The sequence below is a fragment of the Streptomyces sp. NPDC085460 genome (assembly GCF_044541975.1).
Taxonomy (GTDB): Bacteria; Actinomycetota; Actinomycetes; order Streptomycetales; family Streptomycetaceae; genus Streptomyces.
In genome coordinates this window covers 480,972-501,901 of sequence record NZ_JBITTO010000006.1, presented here as the reverse complement: position 1 = coordinate 501,901, position 20,930 = coordinate 480,972, and the positions used below count along the sequence as shown (strand labels likewise).

17 protein-coding genes are annotated in these 20,930 nt (G+C 74.2%); 4 read left to right on the top strand and 13 right to left on the bottom strand.

Translation table 11 applies throughout. From position 1 onward, the window contains the following. Window position 1: 1 nt before the first annotated feature. Window positions 2-499 (bottom strand): ribosome maturation factor RimP, encoded by a 498-nt coding sequence (gene rimP / locus ACIGHB_RS18635; protein WP_360312247.1) that lies wholly within the window; start codon window positions 497-499, stop codon window positions 2-4. Window positions 500-689: 190 nt separating this feature from the next. Here rimP and ACIGHB_RS18630 point away from each other — a divergent pair, with 190 nt between their 5' ends. The 4 genes from ACIGHB_RS18630 to ACIGHB_RS18615 are packed head-to-tail and all read left to right on the top strand — an operon-like array spanning window position 690 to window position 3,533. Next, window positions 690-1,265, top strand: a complete 576-nt coding sequence (locus ACIGHB_RS18630) for a hypothetical protein (RefSeq protein ID WP_360312245.1) — start codon at window positions 690-692, stop codon at window positions 1,263-1,265. Continuing rightward, a complete protein-coding gene (locus ACIGHB_RS18625) occupies window positions 1,262-1,678 on the top strand; it encodes a ferritin-like domain-containing protein (RefSeq protein ID WP_399914299.1) in 417 nt (138 codons plus the stop codon). Before ACIGHB_RS18630 ends, ACIGHB_RS18625 begins: the two co-directional genes overlap by 4 nt. 55 nt (window positions 1,679-1,733) lie before the next feature. Next, window positions 1,734-2,633 carry an aminoglycoside phosphotransferase family protein gene (locus ACIGHB_RS18620; RefSeq protein ID WP_399914297.1) on the top strand — a complete coding sequence of 300 codons (900 nt, stop codon included), beginning with the start codon at window positions 1,734-1,736 and terminating at the stop codon, window positions 2,631-2,633. Between the two features lie 57 nt (window positions 2,634-2,690). Continuing rightward, on the top strand, window positions 2,691-3,533 hold the full coding sequence (locus tag ACIGHB_RS18615; protein WP_360312239.1) for a slipin family protein: 843 nt from the start codon (window positions 2,691-2,693) through the stop codon (window positions 3,531-3,533). Window positions 3,534-3,906: 373 nt separating this feature from the next. Here ACIGHB_RS18615 and ACIGHB_RS18610 read toward each other — a convergent pair whose 3' ends face one another. From ACIGHB_RS18610 to ACIGHB_RS18555, 12 genes are all read right to left on the bottom strand, one after another. Then, the gene (locus tag ACIGHB_RS18610) at window positions 3,907-5,607 is read right to left on the bottom strand and encodes a proline--tRNA ligase (RefSeq protein WP_399914294.1); all 1,701 of its coding nucleotides are present in this window, start codon (window positions 5,605-5,607) and stop codon (window positions 3,907-3,909) included. A 71-nt stretch (window positions 5,608-5,678) separates the two neighbouring features. After that, a complete protein-coding gene (locus ACIGHB_RS18605) occupies window positions 5,679-6,224 on the bottom strand; it encodes a GNAT family N-acetyltransferase (RefSeq protein ID WP_360312235.1) in 546 nt (181 codons plus the stop codon). Window positions 6,225-6,252: 28 nt separating this feature from the next. Then, a complete protein-coding gene (locus ACIGHB_RS18600; protein ID WP_360312233.1) occupies window positions 6,253-7,098 on the bottom strand; it encodes a GNAT family N-acetyltransferase in 846 nt (281 codons plus the stop codon). A 124-nt stretch (window positions 7,099-7,222) separates the two neighbouring features. Further along, the gene (gene ispG / locus ACIGHB_RS18595; protein ID WP_399914291.1) at window positions 7,223-8,380 is read right to left on the bottom strand and encodes a flavodoxin-dependent (E)-4-hydroxy-3-methylbut-2-enyl-diphosphate synthase; all 1,158 of its coding nucleotides are present in this window, start codon (window positions 8,378-8,380) and stop codon (window positions 7,223-7,225) included. Between the two features lie 104 nt (window positions 8,381-8,484). Further along, window positions 8,485-9,792 (bottom strand): site-2 protease family protein, encoded by a 1,308-nt coding sequence (locus ACIGHB_RS18590; RefSeq protein ID WP_360312229.1) that lies wholly within the window; start codon window positions 9,790-9,792, stop codon window positions 8,485-8,487. Further along, on the bottom strand, window positions 9,789-11,039 hold the full coding sequence (gene dxr, locus ACIGHB_RS18585) for a 1-deoxy-D-xylulose-5-phosphate reductoisomerase (protein ID WP_399914290.1): 1,251 nt from the start codon (window positions 11,037-11,039) through the stop codon (window positions 9,789-9,791). The genes ACIGHB_RS18590 and dxr overlap by 4 nt, the downstream gene beginning before the upstream one ends. 34 nt (window positions 11,040-11,073) lie before the next feature. Continuing rightward, complete coding sequence (gene aroA / locus ACIGHB_RS18580) at window positions 11,074-12,309, bottom strand: 3-phosphoshikimate 1-carboxyvinyltransferase (protein ID WP_399914289.1); 1,236 nt, start codon at window positions 12,307-12,309, stop codon at window positions 11,074-11,076. Window positions 12,310-12,513: 204 nt separating this feature from the next. Beyond that, entirely contained in the window at window positions 12,514-13,959 is a 1,446-nt protein-coding gene (locus tag ACIGHB_RS18575) for an aldehyde dehydrogenase family protein (protein ID WP_399914287.1), read from the bottom strand. Window positions 13,960-14,111: 152 nt separating this feature from the next. Beyond that, the gene (locus ACIGHB_RS18570) at window positions 14,112-15,641 is read right to left on the bottom strand and encodes a PQQ-binding-like beta-propeller repeat protein (RefSeq protein WP_399914285.1); all 1,530 of its coding nucleotides are present in this window, start codon (window positions 15,639-15,641) and stop codon (window positions 14,112-14,114) included. A gap of 78 nt (window positions 15,642-15,719) precedes the next feature. Continuing rightward, entirely contained in the window at window positions 15,720-16,727 is a 1,008-nt protein-coding gene (locus tag ACIGHB_RS18565; RefSeq protein WP_360312219.1) for an EamA family transporter, read from the bottom strand. Window positions 16,728-16,796: 69 nt separating this feature from the next. Further along, window positions 16,797-18,353, bottom strand: coding sequence for a PucR family transcriptional regulator (locus ACIGHB_RS18560; RefSeq protein WP_399914283.1), 1,557 nt, complete (start codon window positions 18,351-18,353; stop codon window positions 16,797-16,799). Between the two features lie 114 nt (window positions 18,354-18,467). Then, on the bottom strand, window positions 18,468-20,837 hold the full coding sequence (locus ACIGHB_RS18555; RefSeq protein ID WP_399914281.1) for an ATP/GTP-binding protein: 2,370 nt from the start codon (window positions 20,835-20,837) through the stop codon (window positions 18,468-18,470). Window positions 20,838-20,930: the final 93 nt, after the last annotated feature.

Genomic DNA, 20,930 nt, shown 5'->3' with positions numbered 1-20,930 from the left:
GCTACGCCTCCTCTTCCTTCTTGTCCTTGCGGTTGAACTCGATCTCGACACGCGCCTTGGCGATCTCGGCGAACTCCACGCGGCGGGCGGTGGCCTTGCGGCCCTTCACGCCCGGGACCTCGGTGTCGAGGCCGTCCTCGTCCACGGCCAGGATGCGGGTGACCAGGTCCCCGCCCTCGGTGAGCTGGAGCTTCACGAGGCGGCCGGTGGCCCGGACGTAGTGGCGGTGCTCGGAGAGCGGACGGTCGGCACCCGGGGAGCTGACCTCCAGGACGTACTCGCCGTCGCCCATGGCGTCGGTCTCGTCCAGCTTCGCGGAGATCGCGCGGCTCAGCTCGGCACAGGTGTCCAGCTCGACACCCTCGTCCGAGTCGACGACGATCCTCAGCAGTCCGCGGCGGCCGGCCCGGGACACCTCGATCTCCTCCAGATCCAGGTTCTCCGCGTGGACGAGCGGCTCAATGAGTCCGCGCAGCCTGTCGCTCTGGGTGGTGCTCATCCGGGTGACTCCTCGGCCGCGTGTGCTGTTGTGGGTACGTCGCTCGTCGCTGCTTGTCGCTGCGTGTCGGATCAAGGGTATCCGGTCCCGGAGGGTGTTGCCGTCCACCGCGGGGGCCCCGCGGGTACGCTCGCCTGCGGTGATCTTCGACGGGCGGCCGGGAGGGGTCCGGAATGCTGAGGGAGAGAGCGTGACGACGACAGGCAGACGCGCCGTGCTCGTGGCGGGGGCCTCGGCCGCCGCGGCGGCCCTGACGGGCTGCACCTCCGACGCCGGGGGACCGCGCCGCCCCAGCGCCGCGGAGCGGGCGGCGGCCCGCGAGGCCGAACGGGTGGCCCGCGCCGAGGCGGCCCTCCGCCGCCGCGCGGTGAGCGCCTCACGAACCCTGCTGGAACGTTACGACGCCACCCTCGCCGCCCATCCCGCGCTCCACGCGCGCGTGGCCCCCCTGCGTACCTCCGCCGCGGCCCACGCGAAGGCCCTCGGCGAGGGCGGACCCGCTCCGTCGGCCACCCCGACGCCGTCCGCCACCGCCACCGCTCCCGGCGCGGGCGCGGGCGCCTCCACGGCCACCGCCACCCCCCGGCCGGTGCCGGCCTCCCCGGAGGCCGCGCTGCGGGAGCTGGCCGCCGCCGCGCGGACCGCCTCCGACGCGCACACCGCCGAGCTGCTCGCGGCCCCGCCCGAGTACGCCCGGCTGCTCGCCTCCGTGGCCGCCGCCGGCGCCGCCCACGCCTACCTCCTCACCGAAGGAGCCCGCGCATGAGCGCCCTCCCCGCCGCCCAGGCCGCCCTCGCCGCCGAGCACGCGGCGGTCTACGGCTACGGGGTCGTCGGCGGCCGGGTCGCCGACGACCGGCGGGCCGAGGCGACCGCCGCCTACGAGGCCCACCGGGCCCGCCGGGACGCGCTGCGCCGCACCGTCCGCGACCTCGGCGGTACGCCGGCCGCCGCGGCCGCCGCGTACGAGCTGCCGTTCCGGGTGGCCGATCCGGCCGGCGCGGTGCGGCTCGCGGCCGTCCTGGAGGACCGGGTCGCCGGGGTCTACTCCGACCTGGTGCGGGCCGCCGAGGGGTCGCTGCGGCGGGAGGCGGCGGCGGCGCTGCGGGAGGCGGCGGTCCGCGCGGTGCGGTGGCGCGGCAGCGACGTAACCTTTCCTGGGCTCGCCGAGCGGGTGTGAGTCCGGCCCCCACCAGCCCTGATCACCCCGCCCCAGCAGAAGGAACAAGGCACGCATGGGTTTCGAAGCACCCCGGCGACTGGTGACGGCGCTCCACGAGAGGTACGGCGAGGCGGCCGCCGCCGACTGGCTCGGACGGCTCCCCGGTCTGGCCGAGCGGGTGCCCGGGCAGGCCGGTCTGACCGTCGAGCGGGTGGTGGCCCCCGGTGGACGCGACAGCCTGGTCCTGCTCGTCCGCGACGCCGGCGGCGAACCCGCCGCGCTGAAGATCGCGCCGCCGTTCACGCGTCCGGACCGGGAGCGGGCGGCCCTCGCGCACTGGAACGGCTGGGGCGCGGTACGGCTCCTCGCGGAGGCGCCCGAGGACTCCCTCGTCCTCGAACGGCTGCACCCGGAGGTGTCGCTCCGCTCGCTGCCGGAGGCCAAGGCGCTCCTGGAGGCGGCCGGGACCGTACGGAAGCTGTGGGTGGACCTGCCGGCCGGGCACGGCTTCGAGACCGTGGCGGAGCGCACCGCCCGCCAGGCGTCCGCCATGGAGCACCACCGCGCCGACGCCACCGCCGGGGAGCTGGCCGCCTCGGCGCTCGCCGTCCGCGAGGAGCTCCTCGCGGGGTCCGCCGAGGAGCTGCTGCTGCACGGCGACTTCCGGCAGGGCAAGGTGCTCGGCGGCGACCGCGCTCCCTGGCTGGCGGTCGGGCCCGATCCGGTGGTCGGCGAGCGCGCCTACGACCTCGCCCGGCTGGTCCGGGAACGGGTCGAGGACCTGGTCGCCTCCTCCGCCGGCGCGCCGGCGGCCCGGCGGCGGGTCAACAAGCTGGCCGACTCGCTCGACGTCGACCGGGAGCGGCTGCGCGGCTGGACGCTCTTCCGGACCGTCGAGTCCGGCACGCGGGCGCTGACCGGCGGGCGGCGGCAGGAGGCCGAGTGGCTGCTGGAGTTCGCGAGCTGGCTGTGAGTCCCCGGGCCCTCTGAGGGGAATACCCTTTTTGTATCCCTTCCTCAGGGGGCCGTGATGATCGAGGACATCCTCTTGGCCGTGGCCGGTGCGGGTGTGGCGGCGGTGGCGTACGTCGGCGCGGCGGCGCGCGTGGTGAAGCAGTACGAGCGGGGCGTCGTCTTCCGCTTCGGCCGGCTGCGGGGCGAGGTGCGGCCACCCGGGTTCACGATGATCGTTCCCGCGGTCGACCGGCTCCACAAGGTGAACATGCAGATCGTCACCATGCCGGTGCCCGCGCAGGAGGGCATCACCCGGGACAACGTGACGGTACGGGTCGACGCCGTCGTCTACTTCAAGGTGGTGGACGCGGCGGAGGCGCTGGTGCGGGTCGAGGACTACAAGTTCGCGGTCTCGCAGATGGCGCAGACCTCGCTGCGGTCGATCATCGGCAAGAGCGACCTCGACGACCTGCTGTCCAACCGCGAGAAGCTCAACCAGGGGCTTGAGCTGATGCTCGACTCCCCCGCGATCGGGTGGGGCGTGCAGATCGACCGGGTCGAGATCAAGGACGTCTCCCTGCCGGAGACCATGAAGCGGTCGATGGCGCGGCAGGCGGAGGCGGACCGGGAGCGGCGGGCCCGTCTGATCAACGCGGACGCGGAGCTGCAGGCGTCGAAGAAGCTGGCGGAGGCGGCACACCAGCTGGAGGACGCGCCGGCGGCGCTGCAGCTGCGCCTGTTGCAGACGGTGATGGCCGTCGCGGCGGAGAAGAACTCGACGCTGGTGCTGCCGATTCCGGTGGAGCTGCTGCGGTTCCTGGAGCGCGCCACGCCGGAGGCGCCGCCGTCTGTGGCCGCGCCGCCTCCGCTCCCGCCGATCGAGGACCTGACGGGCCCCTCGGTCGACCCGACGCCGTGACGTGCGGGGCAGCCACGCGGTGCCGCACCCCTCCCGTGTGGGCCGCGTCCCGCTGGACGGCGCGCTGTGTCGCACCCCCGTGTGGGCAGGCGTCCCGCTAGGGGCGGGACGGGTGGGCACACGGGACGGCGCCCCTTGCCGGGCCTAGGCTTCCGCGCCTGAACCCGCACCTGCTGTACGACGCCGTACCGGTGCGGGTCCAGGCTCGGAAGCGGAGGCACCCGCGAACGGTGCCGTTCCGTTGTGCCCACCCGTTCCGCCCTAGCGGAACGTATGCCCACAACGAAACGGCGGCGCGGCACGCCTGCGCCACAACGAAACGGCGGGCGCGGCGGGCGCGGGCGCAGCTCGCAGCGGAGCGGCGGCGCGTGGGTCAGGACGTCAGGGCTGTCAGGGCTTCCTCGATGGTGAGCTCCTGGCGGTCGCCCGTGCGGCGGTCCTTCAGTTCCAGGACGCCCTCCGCCGCGCGACGGCCGGCGACAAGGATCTTCGGGACGCCGATCAGCTCCGAGTCGGTGAACTTGACGCCCGGCGAGACGCCCGCGCGGTCGTCGACCAGCACGCGCAGACCCGCCGCCGAGAGCTTGTCGGAGACCTCCAGGGCCAGCTCGGTCTGGAGGGCCTTGCCGGCGGCGACGACGTGGACGTCGGCGGGGGCGACCTCGGCCGGCCAGCACAGGCCCTTGTCGTCGGCGGTCTGCTCGGCGAGCGCGGCGACGGCGCGCGAGACGCCGATGCCGTAGGAGCCCATGGTGACGCGGACCGGCTTGCCGTTCTGGCCGAGGACGTCAAGCTTCAGCGCGTCCGCGTACTTGCGGCCGAGCTGGAAGATGTGGCCGATCTCGATCGCGCGGTCCAGCTTGAGGCCGGTGCCGCACGCGGGGCACGGGTCGCCCTCCTGGACGACGACGACGTCGACGTACTCCTCGACCTCGAAGTCCCGCCCCGCGACGACGTTCTTCGCGTGCATGCCCTCCTCGTTGGCGCCGGTGATCCACGCCGTGCCGGGGGCGATCCGCGGGTCGGCGATGTAGCGGACCTTCTCCAGGCCCTGCGGGCCGACGTAGCCGCGGACGAGGTCGGCGCGGCCGGCGAAGTCGGTCTCGGTGACGAGCTCGACGGCGGCCGGGGCGAAGTGCGCCTCGACCTTGTCCATGTCGACCTCGCGGTCGCCGGGGACGCCGACGGCGACGATCTCGCCGTCGACCTTGACCAGCAGGTTCTTGAGGGTGGCGGAGGCGGGGACGCCGAGGTGGGCGGCGAGCGTCTCGATGGTGGGGGTGTCGGGGGTCGGGACGGCCTCCAGGGCCGGGAGCGCCGAGCCGTCGACGGCCTTGACCGCCTGGTACACCGCCTCCGTGTTGGCGGCGAAGTCGCAGTTCGGGCAGTCGGCGAAGGTGTCCTCTCCGGCGTCGGCCGGGGCGAGGAACTCCTCGGACTTGGAGCCGCCCATGGCGCCGGCGGTGGCGGCGCAGATGCGGTAGTCGAGGCCGAGGCGCTCGAAGATCCGCTGGTACGCCTGGCGGTGCACGGCGTACGACCGGGCCAGGCCCTCGTCCTCGGTGTCGAAGGAGTACGAGTCCTTCATCAGGAACTCGCGGCCGCGCAGGATGCCGGCCCGGGGGCGGGCCTCGTCGCGGAACTTGGTCTGGATCTGGTACAGGATGACCGGCAGGTCCTTGTAGGACGAGCACTGGTCCTTCACCAGCAGGGTGAAGATCTCCTCGTGGGTGGGGCCGAGGAGGTAGTCGCCGCCCTTGCGGTCCTGGAGGCGGAAGAGCTCGGCGCCGTACTCGCTCCAGCGGTTGGTGGCCTCGTACGGCTCGCGGGGCAGCAGCGCGGGGAGGGTGACCTCCTGGGCGCCGACGGCGTCCATCTCCTCGCGGACGATCCGCTCGACGTTGGAGAGGACCTTCTTGCCCAGCGGCAGCCAGCTCCAGATGCCGGCGGCGGTCCGGCGGACGTAGCCGGCGCGGACGAGGAGCTTGTGGGAGAGGACCTCGGCGTCGGCCGGGTCGTCGCGCAGCGTCTTCGCCATCAACTGGGACATGCGCTGGACCGGTGCGTTGGCCATGGTTCTCGTACTCCTGCCGGGACTGACGTTGATGGCTAGGAGGTTAGCCGGGCCGTACCGTCCGCGAGAAATCAGTTCCGGCGCGGGAGCGGCAGCGGCGCGCCCATCACGGCGTAGGGGCGGGCGGCACTCGGGAAGTGGACCTGGCGGGCGAGGTCGGTGTAGCCGAGGGAGCGGTAGAGGCCGCGGGCCGGGGAGTCGGTGTCGATGGCGGAGAGGATCGAGCGCTTCTCGTCCGCGGTGTCGGTGATGGTGGTGATCAGTCCGCGGCCGAGGCCCCGGCCCTGGAAGGCGGGGTGGACGTGGAGCTCGGTGATGACGAAGGAGGCGTCGAGCCAGTCGGCGGTGCCGGTGGCCCGCAGGTACGGCTCCACGACGGTGGACCACCAGTGCGAGCGGTCGTTGGGCATCCCGTACACGAAGCCGGCCAGCCGCCCGTCGGGGGTGGTGGCCCCGAAGGCGCGGGCGCCGGGGCTCATCAGGTGGCGCAGCACGATGTGGCGGCGTACGGCGACCTCCTCGGCGTCGAGGCCGAAGGCGACCGCCTGCACGGCGAGGGCCTCGTCCACCCGGGCGGCGAGGTTGACGGGTCCGATCACGGCGGGTACGTCGTCCATGCGGCGCACCCTACAAGTGCCCGCCGGTTCAGAACAGGACGCTCATGAAGGCGCCGGTCTCGCGGAAGCCGACGCGGCGGTACGCGGCGCGGGCGGGGGTGTTGTAGTCGTTGACGTAGAGGCTGACGACGGGGGCGATGTCGGCGAGGGCGTACTGGAGGACGGCGGCCATGCCGGTCTCGGAGAGGCCCTTGCCCCGGTGCTCGGGGGCGACCCAGACGCCCTGGATCTGGCACGCCTGGCGGGTGGCGGCGCCGATCTCGGCCTTGAAGACGACCTTGCCGTCCTCGATGCGGGCGAAGGAGCGGCCGGCGGCGACGAGTTCGGCGACGCGGGCCTGGTAGAGGAGGCCGCCGTCGCCGGCCATCGGGGAGACGCCGACCTCCTCGGTGAACATGGCGACGCAGGCGGGCATGATCACGTCCATCTCGTCCTTGCGGACGCGGCGGACGAGCGGGTCGGGGGTGACGGTCGCGGAGGGTTCCTCGGTGACCATGAGGGGCTGGCGGGCGCGGACGTCGCGGGCGGGGCCCCAGGCGGGTTCGAGGAGGCGCCAGAGTTCGCCGGTGGGTCCGGCGGGGCCGACGATCGAGGAGCAGCGGCGGCCGATCCTGCGGGCCCGGTCGGCGAAGGCGCGGACGGCCTCGGGGGTGGCGCAGATCGGGACCAGGTTGGCGCCGGAGTAGCAGAGCGAGGCGAGCCGGCCCTCGGTGTACCAGCCCCACATCTCGCCGCCCAGGCGCCAGGGGTCGAGCCCGGCGATGCGGACGCGGGCGGTGACGAAGGCGTTCTCGACCGGGGCGCTCTCCAGGACGGCGAGTGCGGCGCCGAGGTCGGCGGGTTCGAGGACCCGGGTGGTGGTCTGTGTCAACACGAGGGGGCCTCACCGTGCGGGTTCTGCTGGTCCTGGCACCTTACCTCCAGGATCTGGGAAGGGCTCCCGCTCATGGCGAAACCCCGCCGTCCCCTGGGGGCGGCGGGGTTTCGGGGCGCGTGCCTCAGCCGGCGACGGCGACGGTCGGCTCGCCGCCGGCGATGCCGTCCTTCTCCATCTGCTCGGCGATCTTGAGGGCTTCCTCGATGAGGGTCTCGACGATCTTCGACTCGGGGACGGTCTTGATGACCTCGCCCTTGACGAAGATCTGGCCCTTGCCGTTGCCGGAGGCGACGCCGAGGTCGGCCTCGCGGGCCTCGCCGGGGCCGTTGACGACGCAGCCCATGACGGCGACGCGGAGCGGGACGGTCATGCCGTCGAGGCCGGCGGTGACCTCCTCGGCGAGCTTGTAGACGTCGACCTGGGCGCGGCCGCAGGAGGGGCAGGAGACGATCTCCAGGCGGCGCTGGCGCAGGTTGAGCGACTCCAGGATCTGGATGCCGACCTTGATCTCCTCGGCCGGCGGGGCGGAGAGGGAGACGCGGATGGTGTCGCCGATGCCCTGGGAGAGGAGCGCGCCGAAGGCGACCGCGGACTTGATGGTGCCCTGGAAGGCGGGGCCGGCCTCGGTGACGCCGAGGTGCAGCGGGTAGTCGCACTGGGCGGCGAGCTGGCGGTACGCCTCGACCATGACGACCGGGTCGTTGTGCTTGACCGAGATCTTGATGTCGCGGAAGCCGTGCTCCTCGAAGAGGGACGCCTCCCAGAGGGCGGACTCGACGAGCGCCTCGGGGGTGGCCTTGCCGTACTTCTTGAGCAGGCGGGCGTCGAGGGAGCCGGCGTTGACGCCGATGCGGATCGGGACGCGCGCGTCGCCGGCCGCCTTGGCGATCTCCTTGACCTTGTCGTCGAACTGCTTGATGTTGCCGGGGTTGACGCGGACCGCGGCGCAGCCGGCGTCGATGGCGGCGAAGACGTACTTCGGCTGGAAGTGGATGTCGGCGATCACCGGGATCTGCGACTTCCGGGCGATGGTGGAGAGCGCGTCGGCGTCGTCCTGGGTGGGGCAGGCCACCCGGACGATCTGGCAGCCGGAGGCGGTCAGCTCGGCGATCTGCTGGAGGGTGGCGCCGATGTCGGAGGTGCGCGTCGTCGTCATCGACTGCACCGAGACGGGTGCGTCACCGCCGACGGCCACGCTGCCGACCTGGATCTGCCGGCTCTTGCGGCGTTCGGCGAGCCGGGTCGGGACGGTGGGCATACCGAGAGAAATCGCGGTCATCTGTAGTGCAACCTCAAAGGTCGTGCGTCGGCGGGCTCAGGCTTCCGAGGTTACCGCCCCGGGGGCGGGGGGCCGGACACGGCGGTGCACGGCCCCCCTGGGAGCTACGTCAGCTTCACCGGGTTGACGATGTCGGCGGCGAGGACGAGCAGCGTGAAACAGACGAAGACGCCGGCGACCACGTAGGCGGCGGGCATCAGCTTGGCCACGTCGAACGGGCCGGGGTCGGGGCGCCGGAAGAGCCGGGCCGTGTGGCGGCGGACGGACTCCCACAGGGCGCCCGCGATGTGGCCGCCGTCGAGCGGCAGCAGCGGGAGCATGTTGAAGAGGAACAGGGAGACGTTGAAGTACACCAGCAGGTTCATGAACATGACCAGGATGCGCTCCGGCGGGAGGTCCAGGTTCATGAGTTCGCCGGTGATGCGGGCGGCGCCGACGACGCCGACGGGCGAGTCCTCGGCGCGCTCTCCGTCGCCGAAGGTGGCGTCCCAGAGGCCGGGGATCTTGCCGGGGAGGGCGACGACGGACTGGAGGCCGTTCTCCATGAGCTCGCCCATCCGGTCGGTGGTCTCGCCGAAGCCGAGCGGCGCGACCTCCGTCTTGGAGGCGAAGCCGAGGTAGCCGGCCTCCTCGTAGGCGAGCGGGCGGGCGACCTGGCCGTTCTCGTCCTTCTTCAGGACCTGGTTGGCGACGAGTGTCGGGTGCAGGTCGAGGCGCTGCCCGGAGCGCTCGACGGTGACGGTGGCCGGGCCGATGGTCTTGCGGATGTGGTCGGAGAGGGTGTCCCAGTCGGAGACGGGGACACCGTTGAAGGCGACGATCCGGTCGCCCTCGCGCAGCCCCGCCGCGAACGCCGGGGAGACGGGGTCGCCGGCGGCGCAGGCGTCCCGGTTGTCGCTCTGCTCGATGACGCACTTCTGCACGCCGGCGACCTGGGTGGTCTGGCCCTCGATGCCGAGGGTCATCAGGGAGCCGTAGAAGAGGCCCAGGGCGAGGACCAGGTTCATGAAGGGGCCGGCGAACATGACGATCACGCGCTTCCACGGCTTGCGCGTATAGAAGAGCCGGGTCTCGTCGCCGGGCTTGAGCTCCTCGTACGACGCCTCGCGGGCGTCCTCGATCATGGAGCGCCAGGGCGAGGTGGAGCGGGCCTCGATCTTGCCGTCGGCGCCGGGCGGGAACATGCCGATCATGCGGATGTAGCCGCCGGCCGGGATGGCCTTGATGCCGTACTCGGTCTCGCCGCGCTTCTTCGACCAGATGGTGGGGCCGAAGCCGACCATGTACTGCGGCACTCGGATGCCGAAGAGCTTGGCCGTGGAGAGGTGGCCCAGCTCGTGCCAGGCGATGGAGACGAGCAGCCCGAGGGCGAACAGGACGACTCCGAGGATCGTCAGGAGCACTTCCGTCATGCGCGCGCCTCCGCGGTTGCCTTCGCTGCGAGCTCTCGGGCCCGGGCCCGCGCCCAGGTCTCCGCTTCCAGGACGTCCGGCACCGTCAGGGAGGTTCCCCCGGTGGGCCGACCGTGTTCGGTGACGACCGCCGTGACGGTGTCCATGATGCCGTTGAAGGGGAGCCGGCCGGCGAGGAACGCCTCGACGCACTCCTCGTTGGCGGCGTTGAAGACGGCGGGGGCGGTGCCGCCGAGCTCGCCGACGTGCCGGGCGAGGTTCACCGACGGGAACGCCTCGTCGTCCAGCGGGAAGAACTCCCAGGTGGAGGCCGTGGACCAGTCGAAGGCGGGGGCCGCGTCGGGGACCCGCTCGGGCCAGCCGATGCCGATGGCGATGGGGCCGCGCATGTCCGGCGGGGTGGCCTGGGCGAGCGTGGAGCCGTCCGTGAACTCGACCATCGAGTGGACGTACGACTGGGGGTGGACGACGACCTCGATGCGGTCGAAGGGGATGTCGTAGAGGAGGTGCGCCTCGATGACCTCCAGGCCCTTGTTGACCAGGGTCGCGCTGTTGACCGTGATGACCGGGCCCATCGCCCAGGTCGGGTGGGCGAGCGCGTCCTCGCGGGTCACGTGCTCCAGCTCGGCGCGGGTGCGGCCGCGGAAGGGGCCGCCGGAGGCGGTGACGACCAGCTTGCGGACGTCGGCGCGGGTGCCGGCGGCGAGCGCCTGGAAGAGGGCCGCGTGCTCGGAGTCGACCGGGATGATCTGGCCGGGCTTGGCGAGCGCCTTGACCAGGGGGCCGCCGACGATCAGCGACTCCTTGTTGGCGAGGGCGAGCGTCCGGCCGGCCTCCAGGGCGGCGAGGGTCGGCGCGAGGCCGATGGAGCCGGTGATGCCGTTGAGCACCGTGTGGCACGGGGAGGCGGCGAGCTGGGTGGCGGCGTCGGGGCCGGCCAGGAGCTCGGGCAGCGGCTCGGAGCCGTACAGCCCCTTCAGGGCCGTGCGCAGCTCCTCCACGGTCTCCTCGCGCGCGACGGCGACCTGGGCGACCCGGAGCCGGTGGGCCTGCTCGGCGAGCAGCCCGATCCGGCTGCCGGAGGCGGCCAGGGCGGTGACCCGGAAGCGGTCGGGGTGGCGCAGCACCAGGTCGATGGCCTGGGTGCCGATGGATCCCGTCGAGCCGAGGACGACGACGTCCCGGCGTCCTTCGGTGGTGTCGAAGGCGATGTGCGGGTCGGCGAGAGGAGAGGGGCGGTCGCTCATGCCCCCCATTCTTGCCCCAAACGCTGTGCGCTCTTCACGGGGTCCGGGCGAACGCGCCGAACTCGTGGTGGAAGTCCGGGAAGGTCTTCCTCACGCAGCCGGGGTCGTCGAAGGTGATGCCGGGGGTCCTGAGGGCGGTGACCGCGAAGGACATGACGATCCGGTGGTCGCCGTGGGTGGCGATCTCGACGGGTCCGGCGGGGGTGCCGGGCTGGATCTCGATCCAGTCCGGGCCGGTGGTGACGGTGATGCCGAGGCGGCGGAGGTTCTCGGCGCAGGCGTCGAGCCGGTCGCACTCCTTGACCCGGGTGTTGGCGACGTCCTCGATGCGGACCGGCCCGTCGGCGAAGGGGGCGATCGCGGCGAGGGTCGGCATGGTGTCGGAGATGTCGCGCATGTTGACGGTGAGTCCGCGCAGGGTGCCGGTGGAGCGGACGGTGGTGGCGTCGGCCGTGACCTCGACCTCGGCGCCCATCCGGCGCAGTACGTCGACGAAGGCGAGGTCGCCCTGGAGGGCGCCGGTGCCGAGGCCGGGGACGGTGACCTCGCGGCCGGGCTGGAGGGCGGCCGCGGCGAAGAAGTAGCTGGCGGTGGAGGCGTCGGGCTCGATCGGGTAGCGCGCCGCCTCGTAGCCGGTGGGGGCGACCCGGTAGGTGCGGCCGTCACGGGCGACCTCGGCGCCGAAGGAGCGCATCATCGCGAGGGTGATCTCGACGTACGGCTCCGAGACCAGGTCGGTGACGGTGATGTCGAGGCCCTCGGCGGTGAGCGGGCCGAGCATCAGCAGGGCCGTCAGGTACTGGGAGGACTGCCCGGCGTCGAGGGTGAGCGCGCCGCCCTTGACGCCGGCGGCGTGCACGGCGAGCGGGTGGTGCCCGTCGCGCTCGCCGTGGCGCAGGTCCACGCCCAGCTCGCGCAGGGCGGTGGAGAGCGGGCCGAGGGGCCGGCGGCGCATCTGGGCGGAGGCGTCGAAGCGGAAGGTGCCGTGGCCGGCGGCGGCGAGGGTGGGCAGGAAGCGGGCGGTGGTGGCGCCGTCGCGGCAGTACACGTCGGCGTCGGCGGTCCCCGGTCCGGCGGGGCGGCCCTCGATGTGCCAGGCGCCGGGCTCCCGCCGGACGGCGTAGCCGAGGGCGCCGAGCCCTTCGGCGAAGCCCTCGGTGTCGTCGGAGACGAGCGGGCGCAGGAGGGTGGTGGTGCCCTCCGCGGCGGCGGCGAGGAAGAGCGCGCGGGCGGTGACGGACTTGGAGCCGGGGATGTCGATGACGGTCACACCGCCCATCCTGCCGCGCCGGCCGGACCGCCCGTCGCCGCGTTCCGCTCCGTGGACGGGCGGGGGCGTACGGGCGAGGGCGGGGTTTACGGAACGGACACGGCCGGAGGCGTACGGGCGAGGGCGCGGCCCGAGACGTACGAAAGGCGGCCCGAGCCCCCGCACAGTGGGCTCGGACCGCCTGGTCTCGTGGTGCGGCGCGTCCTACAGGGCGAGGCCCGTCAGGACGAGCACGCGCTCGTAGGTGTAGTCGTCCATGGCGTACGCGACGCCCTCGCGGCCGACGCCGGAGCGCTTGGCGCCGCCGTACGGCATCTGGTCGGCGCGGTACGAGGGGACGTCGCCGACGATCACGCCGCCGACCTCCAGCGCGCGGTGGGCGCGGAAGGCGGTCTGCAGGTCGTGGGTGAACACGCCGGCCTGGAGGCCGAAGTCGGAGTCGTTGACCGCGGCGAACGCCTCGGCCTCGCCGTCGACCTTCGCGACGGTGAGGACCGGGCCGAAGACCTCGGCGCGGGCCAGGGTGACGTCGGCCGGGAGGTCGGTGAGGACGGTCGGGGCGTAGGTGGCGCCCTCGCGCTTGCCGCCGGCGAGGAGCTTCGCGCCGGCCGCGACGGCCTCGTCGACCCAGGACTCGACGCGCCGGGCGGCGGCCTCGTCGACGAGCGGGCCGACGTCGGTGGCGTCGTCCGCCGGGTCGCCGGTGACCTGGGCCTCGACGGCCGCGACGATCTTCGGGAGCAGGCGGTCGTAGACGGTGGCGTCGGCGATCACGCGCTGCACGGAGATGCAGGACTGGCCGCCCTGGTAGTTGGAGAAGGTCGCGATGCGACTCGCGGCCCAGTCCAGGTCGGCCTCGGAGGACCAGTCCGGGAGGACGACGGCGGCGGCGTTGCCGCCCAGCTCCAGGGTGCAGTGCTTGTGCGGCACGGACTCGGCGATGGCGTAGCCGACCTTGTCCGAGCCGGTGAAGGAGATGACCGGGAGGCGCTCGTCCTGGACGAGGGCCGGCATGCGGTCGTTCGGCACGGTGAGGATCGACCAGGAGCCGGCGGGCAGGTCGGTCTCGGCCAGGATCTCGCCCAGGATGAGGGAGGAGATCGGGGTGGACGGGGCCGGCTTGAGGATGATCGGGGCGCCGACGGCGATGGCCGGGGCGACCTTGTGGGCGCTGAGGTTCAGCGGGAAGTTGAAGGGCGCGATGCCGAGGACGACGCCCTTGGGGATCCGGCGGGTGAGGGCGAGGCGGCCCGCGCCGCCGGCCTCGGTGTCCAGGCGCTGGGCCTCGCCGGCGTTCCAGCGGCGGGCCTCCTCGGCGGCGAAACGGAAGACGGAGACGGCACGGCCGACCTCGCCGCGGGCCCACTTGATGGGCTTGCCGTTCTCGGCGGAGATGACCTGGGCGATCTCCTCGGTGCGCTCGGCGAGCCGCTTCGACACGTGGTCGAGGGCGGCGGCGCGGACGTGCGCCGGGGTGGCGGCGAACTCGTCGACGACCGCGTGGGCGGCCGCGACGGCCTCCTCGACCTGGGCCTCGGTGGGCACGGCGACCTTGCCGACCAGACGTCCGTCGTACGAGTTCGTGACGTCGAAGGTGGTGTCGCCGGTGGCCTCGCGGCCGGCGACCCAGAAGGCGTGGGTGGTCGTCATTGCGTGTCCCGGCCCTTTCCGTTTCGGGGTGTGAGCGGTTGCTCTCCAGACACGTTAGGGCCGGGACCGGCGCGTGGCGTTTGTCCGTGATGGAGTGATGGGCGCGGCGGTCTGTCCGCTTCGGCCGAAGAGGCGGCGCGGTGCGGTGCCGGTCAGCGCTCCTCGTACGCGGTGAAGGGGCGGTAGCCGCCGGTCCTGGCGGGGATCAGACGTCCCTCGTACGCGAAGAGGTCCCGGATCTCGTCGCGGGAGGCGGCGACCGAGTCCGGGAAGGTCCGCATGTCGCGCTCCTCGCCGGTGTCGGCGTCCAGGACCAGCAGCCCGTCCTCGCCCCTGCTCGCGTACAGGTCGACCAGCGCGGTGACCCTCCCGTCGGCGACGCGCAGCCCGAGGACGTCCTCCAGGTCACCGAGGTCGGCGTGCCACAGGCGCCGTCCGCTGCGGAGGTCGAAGGCCGTGATCGTCTCGTGGTCGTACGCCTCGATCGCGTACAGCCGCCCGTACGCGATCTGCGCCTGGGCCGGCGCGGCGGTGGAGACGCGGCCGACGCCGTCGGCGCCGGGGGCGATACGGCCCTGGCGGCTCCCGTCGTCGCCGAAGGAGAGGACCGTCGGGTAGCCGCTCATGTCGAGGCCGTCCACGCTCACCACGGCGGGCTCGGCGGAGAGCAGGACGGGCATGTGGGTGACCCGCTCGACCGCCCGGCGCTCGTCGAGCTCGGTGGTCCAGCGGTGCGTACCGTCGGCCGGGTCGAAGGCGGCGAGCCGGACGTCGTCGCCCCCGCAGACGACGAGCGCGAGGACCTGGCGCTTCCCGGCGGCGACACCGTGCGGGAAGCAGCCCTTCGGCACGGCGGCCGACCAGCGGGGCTTGCCGGTGCGCAGGTCGAGGGCGCGCACGGCGCGGTCGGGGCGGACGAAGCCGGGCTGCCCGTCGGCCCAGTCCTGGCCCCAGTACGCGTACTCGTCACGGACGACGGCGAGCCCGCCGCCGACGGCGACGACGTCCTTCTCGTCCCGGATCTCGCCGTCGTCCGGGGTCCGGGCGGCTCGCCACAGCGCGCGCCCGTCCGCGAGGTCGAGGGCGACGACGGTCGCGCACCCCTCCCTCTCCCCGGCCGGCTCCGCGCCGGGGACGCCGCGTGCGCCCTGGGCGATCAGGGCGACGCCGTCCTCCGCGGTGCGGCTGACCGAGCAGATCGCTTCGCCCGCGGCCGGCGCGTAGCGCCAGCGCCGCGCGCCGGAGCGGGCGTCGAAGCCGGTGACGCCGTCGGAGCGGCTGCTGACGACGGTGTCGCCGGCGGCCCAGGCGCCGTTGCCGGAGTCCGAGCCGACGGTCTCACGCTCGGTGGTCCACACCTCGCGCAGGGAGTCGCCGGGGAGGTAACCCTCGCCGGACAGGACGCCGGCGGTGATCGCGCCGACGCCGGCGAGGAGGGCGAGGACGACGCCGCCGACGACGGTGCACCGGACGAGGCGCGAGCCGGTTGTCCGCGTCGTGCCTCCCCCCGCGCTCCCGCGCGTGGTGCCGCCCGTAGCGCTGCCGCGCGTGGCGCCCCCCGTACCTCTGCCGCTCTTCGCGCCCCCCGTCGCCCCTCTGCCGCTCTTCGTTCCCCCTGTCGTCCCTCTGCCGCTCTTCGCGCCCCCCGCCCCTCCGCCGGTCTTCGTCCCCGTCGCCGTCACCCTGACCCCACCCCTGTCGTCATGCTCACGACCCGCTGTTACGAGGGATCAGGGTAGGCCCGGGGCGGTCCTCGGCGGTCACCCCCTCCGCTCGGTGGTGACGATCAGGCAGACGGCCGCCACGACGATGCCGCCGCCGAGGAGGATCGGCCAGGTCAGGGCCTCGTCGAGGATCAGCGCGCCGAGGAGGACGGCGACGACCGGGTTGACGTACGCGTACGTGGCGGCGAGCGAGATCGGGGCGGACTGGAGGAGCCAGGCGTAGGCGGTGAAGGCGATCAGCGAGCCGAAGACGACCAGGTAGGCGAGGGCGGCCCAGGAACTGCCGGAGACGGCTCCCGGGTCGAAGCCGTGGTGCTCGCCGCGGAGCAGGCCGACGACGATGCCGCCGACGCCGCCGGCCAGCATCTCGTACACGCTCGCGGTGAACGGGTTGGCGGGCAGGGGCAGGCGGGCGGAGGAGACCGTGCCGAGGGACCAGAGCAGGGCGGCGAGGAGGACGGCGAGGACGCCGCCGATGCCGACGTCGCCGCTGAGCCCGGGGAGGGTGAGGACGGCGAGTCCTGCCACGCCGAGCAGGACGCCGCCGTACGCGCCGGGCCCGGGGCGCTCGCCCGCGGCGCGGCGCAGCAGCACGACCCAGACGGGGACGGCGGCGATCAGGAGGGCGGCGAGGCCGGAGGGGATGTCGGTCTCGGCGAGGTTGACGAGGCCGTTGCCGCCGAGGATCAGGAGCAGGCCGACGAGCGCGGCGGAGCCGAGCCGGCGCCGGTCCACCTTGAGGGCCGCGGGGCCGTGGCGCCAGGCCACGATCGCGGCGAGGAGGAGCCCGGCGACGATGAAGCGGGAGCCCGAGGCGAGGAAGGGCGGGACGGTCTCGACGACGACCCGGATGCCGAGGTAGGTGGAGCCCCAGACGACGTACACGATGGCGAGGGCGGCCCAGACGGCACCGCCGAGGCGCCGCCGCCCGGGCGGACCGGGCTTCTCGGGGAGGGCGGCCGGGGAGACAGAGGTGGAGGGGGCGGGGGCGGGGGCGGAGAGGGCGGCGGGATCGTGACCGGGATCGGCGGCAGGGCTTGTCATGAGCAGGAGATTAGGGATTCCGCCCGCGTCCGGCCAGGAATTCTGCCCGCCACCGGGCAGGATCGGCCGTTATTTCTCTCCCTCGCCCGTGGTCTTGAGCGCCAGCCACAGCTCCATGCGGACGTCCGGGTCGTCGAGCGAGCGGCCGAGGATCTCCTCGACGCGCCGCATGCGGTACCGCAGGGTGTGCCGGTGGACGCCCAGGTCGGCCGCGGCGGCGTCCCACTGGCCGTGCCGGGAGAGCCAGGCGCGCAGCGAGGCGACCAGGTCGCCGCGGCCGGTCGCGTCGTGCTCGCGCAGCGCCCGGAGCATGCCGTCGGCGAAGGCCCGTACGGCGTCGTCGGCGAGGAGCGGCAGGACGGAGCCGGCCGCCAGGTCCTCGTGCTCGACGAGGGCGCGGCCGCGGCGGCGGGCCACCGAGAGGGCCTGCTCGGCCTGTTTGTACGCGACGGCGGCGGTGACCGGTCCCGCGGCGGCGGAGAGCCCGACGACCACCCCGGTCTCCTCGGCCTCGCGCTCCGCGTACCCGGCGCAGGCGGCGACGACCGCGCCGCCGTCGCCGGCGAGGACGACGAGCCGGCCGTCGCCCTCGGGGACGGTGAGCACGGCCTCGCCTGCGCGGGCGGCGGCGGCCTCCAGGGCCTCGGCGAGGACCGGCAGCGGGGGTTCGGCGGGGGCCTGCTCCCCGCCGGCGGGTTCGGCGACGAGCAGCCGGAAGGGGGCGTCGAGAAGGCCGCCGTACACGTCTCCGGCGACGGTACGGGCGTGCTCGGGCTGCCCGGCGAGCATCATGCGCAGCACGGCGGCGCCCAGCCGGTGCTCGGCGGCCTGGAGGGAGCGGGAGCGCTCGGTGGTGAGGGTGAGCAGGGCGATCGCCGAGTGGACGGCGTACCGCTCGGCGGTGCCGAGGGGCGCGCCGGTGCCGACGGCGAGGGCGCCGCGGACCCGGCGGCCGGTGCCGAGGGACTGGAGCTCGACGCGGTCGTCGGTGCCGCCGACGACGGCGCTGGCGGGGGCGGGCCGTTCGCGCAGCCGCTCGACGTCCGGGGTGAGGCGGGCGGCGCGGCGGGCGGCCCAGTCGGGCGCGACGGCGACGACGGTGCCGGCGGCGTCGTAGAGCGCGGCCCAGCCGTCGACGTGGGCGGCGAGCCGGGCGACGACGGCGTCGGGCCCTTCGGCGAGCGCGGCCCGGGTCAGCTCGCGCTGCGCCTCGAAACCGGCGGTCACGGCGCGGTACTGGTCGGCGGCGATGGCGGCGGAGACGGCCTTGCTGATGGCGAGGAAGGGGGTCCTGCGCGGCACCTCCAGGAGGGGCAGGTGCTCGGCGCGGGCGGCTTCGAGGAGGGCGCCGGGGATCTCGTCGTAGTTCACCCCGACGGCGAAGCCGAGCCCGACGACCCCCGCCCCGAGCAGCCGCCGCACGTACCGGCGCATCGCCTCGCCGTCCTCGGCGTCGAGCGTCAGGGCGGTGGTCAGCAGCAGCTCCCCGCCCTCCATGTACGGCACGGGATCGGCCAGCTCACTGACGTGCGCCCACCTGACGGGCGTGCCGAGCCGGTCCTCCCCGGCCCGGACGACGAGCCGGAGGGACGAGTGCTGAACGAGCGAGGCGAGGGTGGGCGGCATCGGAAACCGGCGGACCTTTGAGCGGACCGAACACGGAAGAACCGCACCCGGCGACGGGACACCGCTGGGGAGGGCGGCGCACCCGATTGTGCCAGGGCCGCCGGGGGGCCGCTCTCAGCTGCGCAGGTCGACCAGGAGCGGCGGGGTGTGTTCGCCCCGCACATGGGTGAGGGAGAGGACCGCGTGGCCGGGCGGCACGCCGTGCGCCAGGTCGGATGCGGACCACCGCTCCCGCTCGACCTCGCGGACGGTCACCGCGTCGGTGGTGACGGCCCTGCCCGTGACGAGCTTGCGCACGGCGTGCGCCACCCGGGTGAGCGGCTCGTCGGAGCGGACGGTCCGGCTGGTGACGTCCCGGGTCTCCACCCACTCGGTGCCCCAGGTCTCCGCGAACCGCTTGCCGTCCCACGTGGTGACGCCGGCGAGGGCGAAGCGGCAGCCGACGGCGCCGAACAGCGCGGTGCGCAGGTGCTCGGGGACGTCCTCGACGGTACGGAGCCCGAGGACGACGCCGGCGTGGGCGGAGCGCAGCCGCTGGAGGCCCCGCACCGTGTGCGCGGTGAGCGTGTGCGCGGCGTCGTCGAGCACGAGGCAGGCGAAGCGGGAGCGGTCGGTCCGTCCGACGGTCCGTCCGAGGAACTGGGCGAACACCAGGCGGGTGAGGAGCCGGGAGGCTTCGGCGTGGCCGGTCTCCGGGAGGTCGATCCGGACCCGCACGGGGTGGTCCAGGGCACGCATGGTGAAGGGCGCGGTCGCCCCGGAGGTGTCGAAGAAGCCGGCGAACGCGGGGCGGTCGAGGAGGGCGATCCGGTCGGCGAGGAGGGTGGCCGGGTCTCCGTCGGCACCCTGCTGCCGTGCGCGGGCGTCGAGTTCGCGGACGAGGGAGGCGTGGCCGGCCTCTTCGAGGGACGTGCGCAGGGCCTGGAGGAGCGCGGGGGCGCCGTCGAGGAGTTCCCGGAGCTCGGGGACCGAGGGGAAGCGGTCGTGGACGGCGTGGAAGGGGCCGAGGAGCTGGGCGAGCGTGGTGGTGGCGCGCCGCGTGTCGGTGGTGTCGGTGGCCAGGACGTCGGCCAGCAGCGCGGCCGCCCGGTCCGGGTCCGAGGTGCCGCCGTAGAGGTCGAGGTCGTGCGGGGAGGCCGGGTCGCCGACCCGGATGACGACGTCGTACGACTCGTCCGGGCCGAGGGGCGCGGCGTCGGAGCCGACCACGACGACCGCGGCCTGTCCCGCGAGCGCCTGGAGGCAGAGGGACTCGACGAGGGGCCGCACGAGGCGGGTCGTCTTGCCGCTGCCGGAGGGGCCGACGACGAGCATGCCGGTGCCGAGCACGTCGGGGTCGACGGCGAGGCCGGTGGTGCGGCGCGCGTACGGGTTGCGGGCGGTGTCCGTGACGGTGCCGAGGCGCACCTGCCGGAGGGCGAGGTCGTGTGTGGCCGCCCGGCCGGCGAGGGAGCGGGCGCCGGAGGGGTGGAGGAAGGCCGCCGCACCACGGGCGTGGACCTCGCGGAGGAAGGCGGCCCGCCGGTCGGGGGCGTGGCCGGCGCGGTCCCAGGCGGTCCTGATCCGGGCGTAGTCGATGTCGTTCATGGCGCCGGAGGCGGCCTCGGCGGCGAGTCGGTCGGCCGCTTCGGTGAGCCCGGCGGCCCTCAGGTCGGGCCAGGCGGCGAGGTCGGCAGCGGGCGCGGGTGCCGCGGGGGCCGCGGCGGCACCCTGCTGCGCGGTGGTGCGGCGCAGGGCGAGCCAGGCGAAGGGGAGGGCGGTGGCGATGGTGAGCAGCAGGGTGGCCGTGTCCTCCATCTCCTGGTTGGCGAAGACCGCGTCGGGGGTCGTCAGCTCGTACGGCAGCATCGAGAGGACGAGCGGGCGCAGCGGCAGCCAGTCGCCGCGGACGAGGGCGATGGTGAGGAGGCCCGCGGCCGTGGCGAGGGCGATCTGGGCCCGGCGGCCGTAGGCCCGGGCGAGCCGGTTCCAGGCGTACGGCCAGCGGCCGAAGCGGCCGATCCCGCCGAAGACGGCGACGAAGAGGACGAAGCGGTAGACGGCCAGGGCGACGGGGCCTCCCGTGCCGGGCACGGGCGCGCCTCCGAGCGGGCGCCACCAGTCGCCGGGCGTGAAGAGCCGGATCGGCACGCTCCAGTAGGGGATGTAGCCGTTGCGGAGCAGCGACCAGAGCAGGACGGCGACGAGGAAGGAGATCGTCGCCCCGGCGAGTACGGTCCGCAGCGGTGTCTCGTCCGGAGCCTGATCGGGGCGGGGAACGTGGCCGTACCGCCAGACGCCGGGCGCGGCCTCGGGGCGGGGCGTCCGCAGCCAGTCGACGAGGCCGGTCCCGCCGCGGGCGGCGGAGGGCGCGCCGGCCGGCCTCGGCGGCGCGGTCGCGGGCATGGGCGGTACACCGGGGGGCGGCCCGGCCGGGCGGGGGATCTCGGCGTGCGGATGCCCGTCGTGCGTGCTCCGCGAGCCGTGTGTGCCCTCGAACTCCATGTCCCCTGCCCCCTGGCCCTTCGACTCCGCGGCGCTGTCGTCCGGGCCCAATCTAGAGCCTCGGTCACGGATCGTGCCCCGGATCAGGGCGAT

Bases quoted from the DNA above. Each gene is read 5' to 3' on its own strand.
- rimP (WP_360312247.1), bottom strand. From the start codon at position 499: ATGAGCACCACCCAGAGCGACAGGCTGCGCGGACTCATTGAGCCGCTC.
- ACIGHB_RS18625 (WP_399914299.1), top strand. From the start codon at position 1,262: ATGAGCGCCCTCCCCGCCGCCCAGGCCGCCCTCGCCGCCGAGCACGCG.
- ACIGHB_RS18620 (WP_399914297.1), top strand. From the start codon at position 1,734: ATGGGTTTCGAAGCACCCCGGCGACTGGTGACGGCGCTCCACGAGAGG.
- ACIGHB_RS18615 (WP_360312239.1), top strand. From the start codon at position 2,691: ATGATCGAGGACATCCTCTTGGCCGTGGCCGGTGCGGGTGTGGCGGCG.
- ACIGHB_RS18610 (WP_399914294.1), bottom strand. From the start codon at position 5,607: ATGGCCAACGCACCGGTCCAGCGCATGTCCCAGTTGATGGCGAAGACG.
- ACIGHB_RS18605 (WP_360312235.1), bottom strand. From the start codon at position 6,224: ATGGACGACGTACCCGCCGTGATCGGACCCGTCAACCTCGCCGCCCGG.
- ispG (WP_399914291.1), bottom strand. From the start codon at position 8,380: ATGACCGCGATTTCTCTCGGTATGCCCACCGTCCCGACCCGGCTCGCC.
- ACIGHB_RS18590 (WP_360312229.1), bottom strand. From the start codon at position 9,792: ATGACGGAAGTGCTCCTGACGATCCTCGGAGTCGTCCTGTTCGCCCTC.
- dxr (WP_399914290.1), bottom strand. From the start codon at position 11,039: ATGAGCGACCGCCCCTCTCCTCTCGCCGACCCGCACATCGCCTTCGAC.
- ACIGHB_RS18575 (WP_399914287.1), bottom strand. From the start codon at position 13,959: ATGACGACCACCCACGCCTTCTGGGTCGCCGGCCGCGAGGCCACCGGC.
- ACIGHB_RS18565 (WP_360312219.1), bottom strand. From the start codon at position 16,727: ATGACAAGCCCTGCCGCCGATCCCGGTCACGATCCCGCCGCCCTCTCC.
- ACIGHB_RS18560 (WP_399914283.1), bottom strand. From the start codon at position 18,353: ATGCCGCCCACCCTCGCCTCGCTCGTTCAGCACTCGTCCCTCCGGCTC.
- ACIGHB_RS18555 (WP_399914281.1), bottom strand. From the start codon at position 20,837: ATGGAGTTCGAGGGCACACACGGCTCGCGGAGCACGCACGACGGGCAT.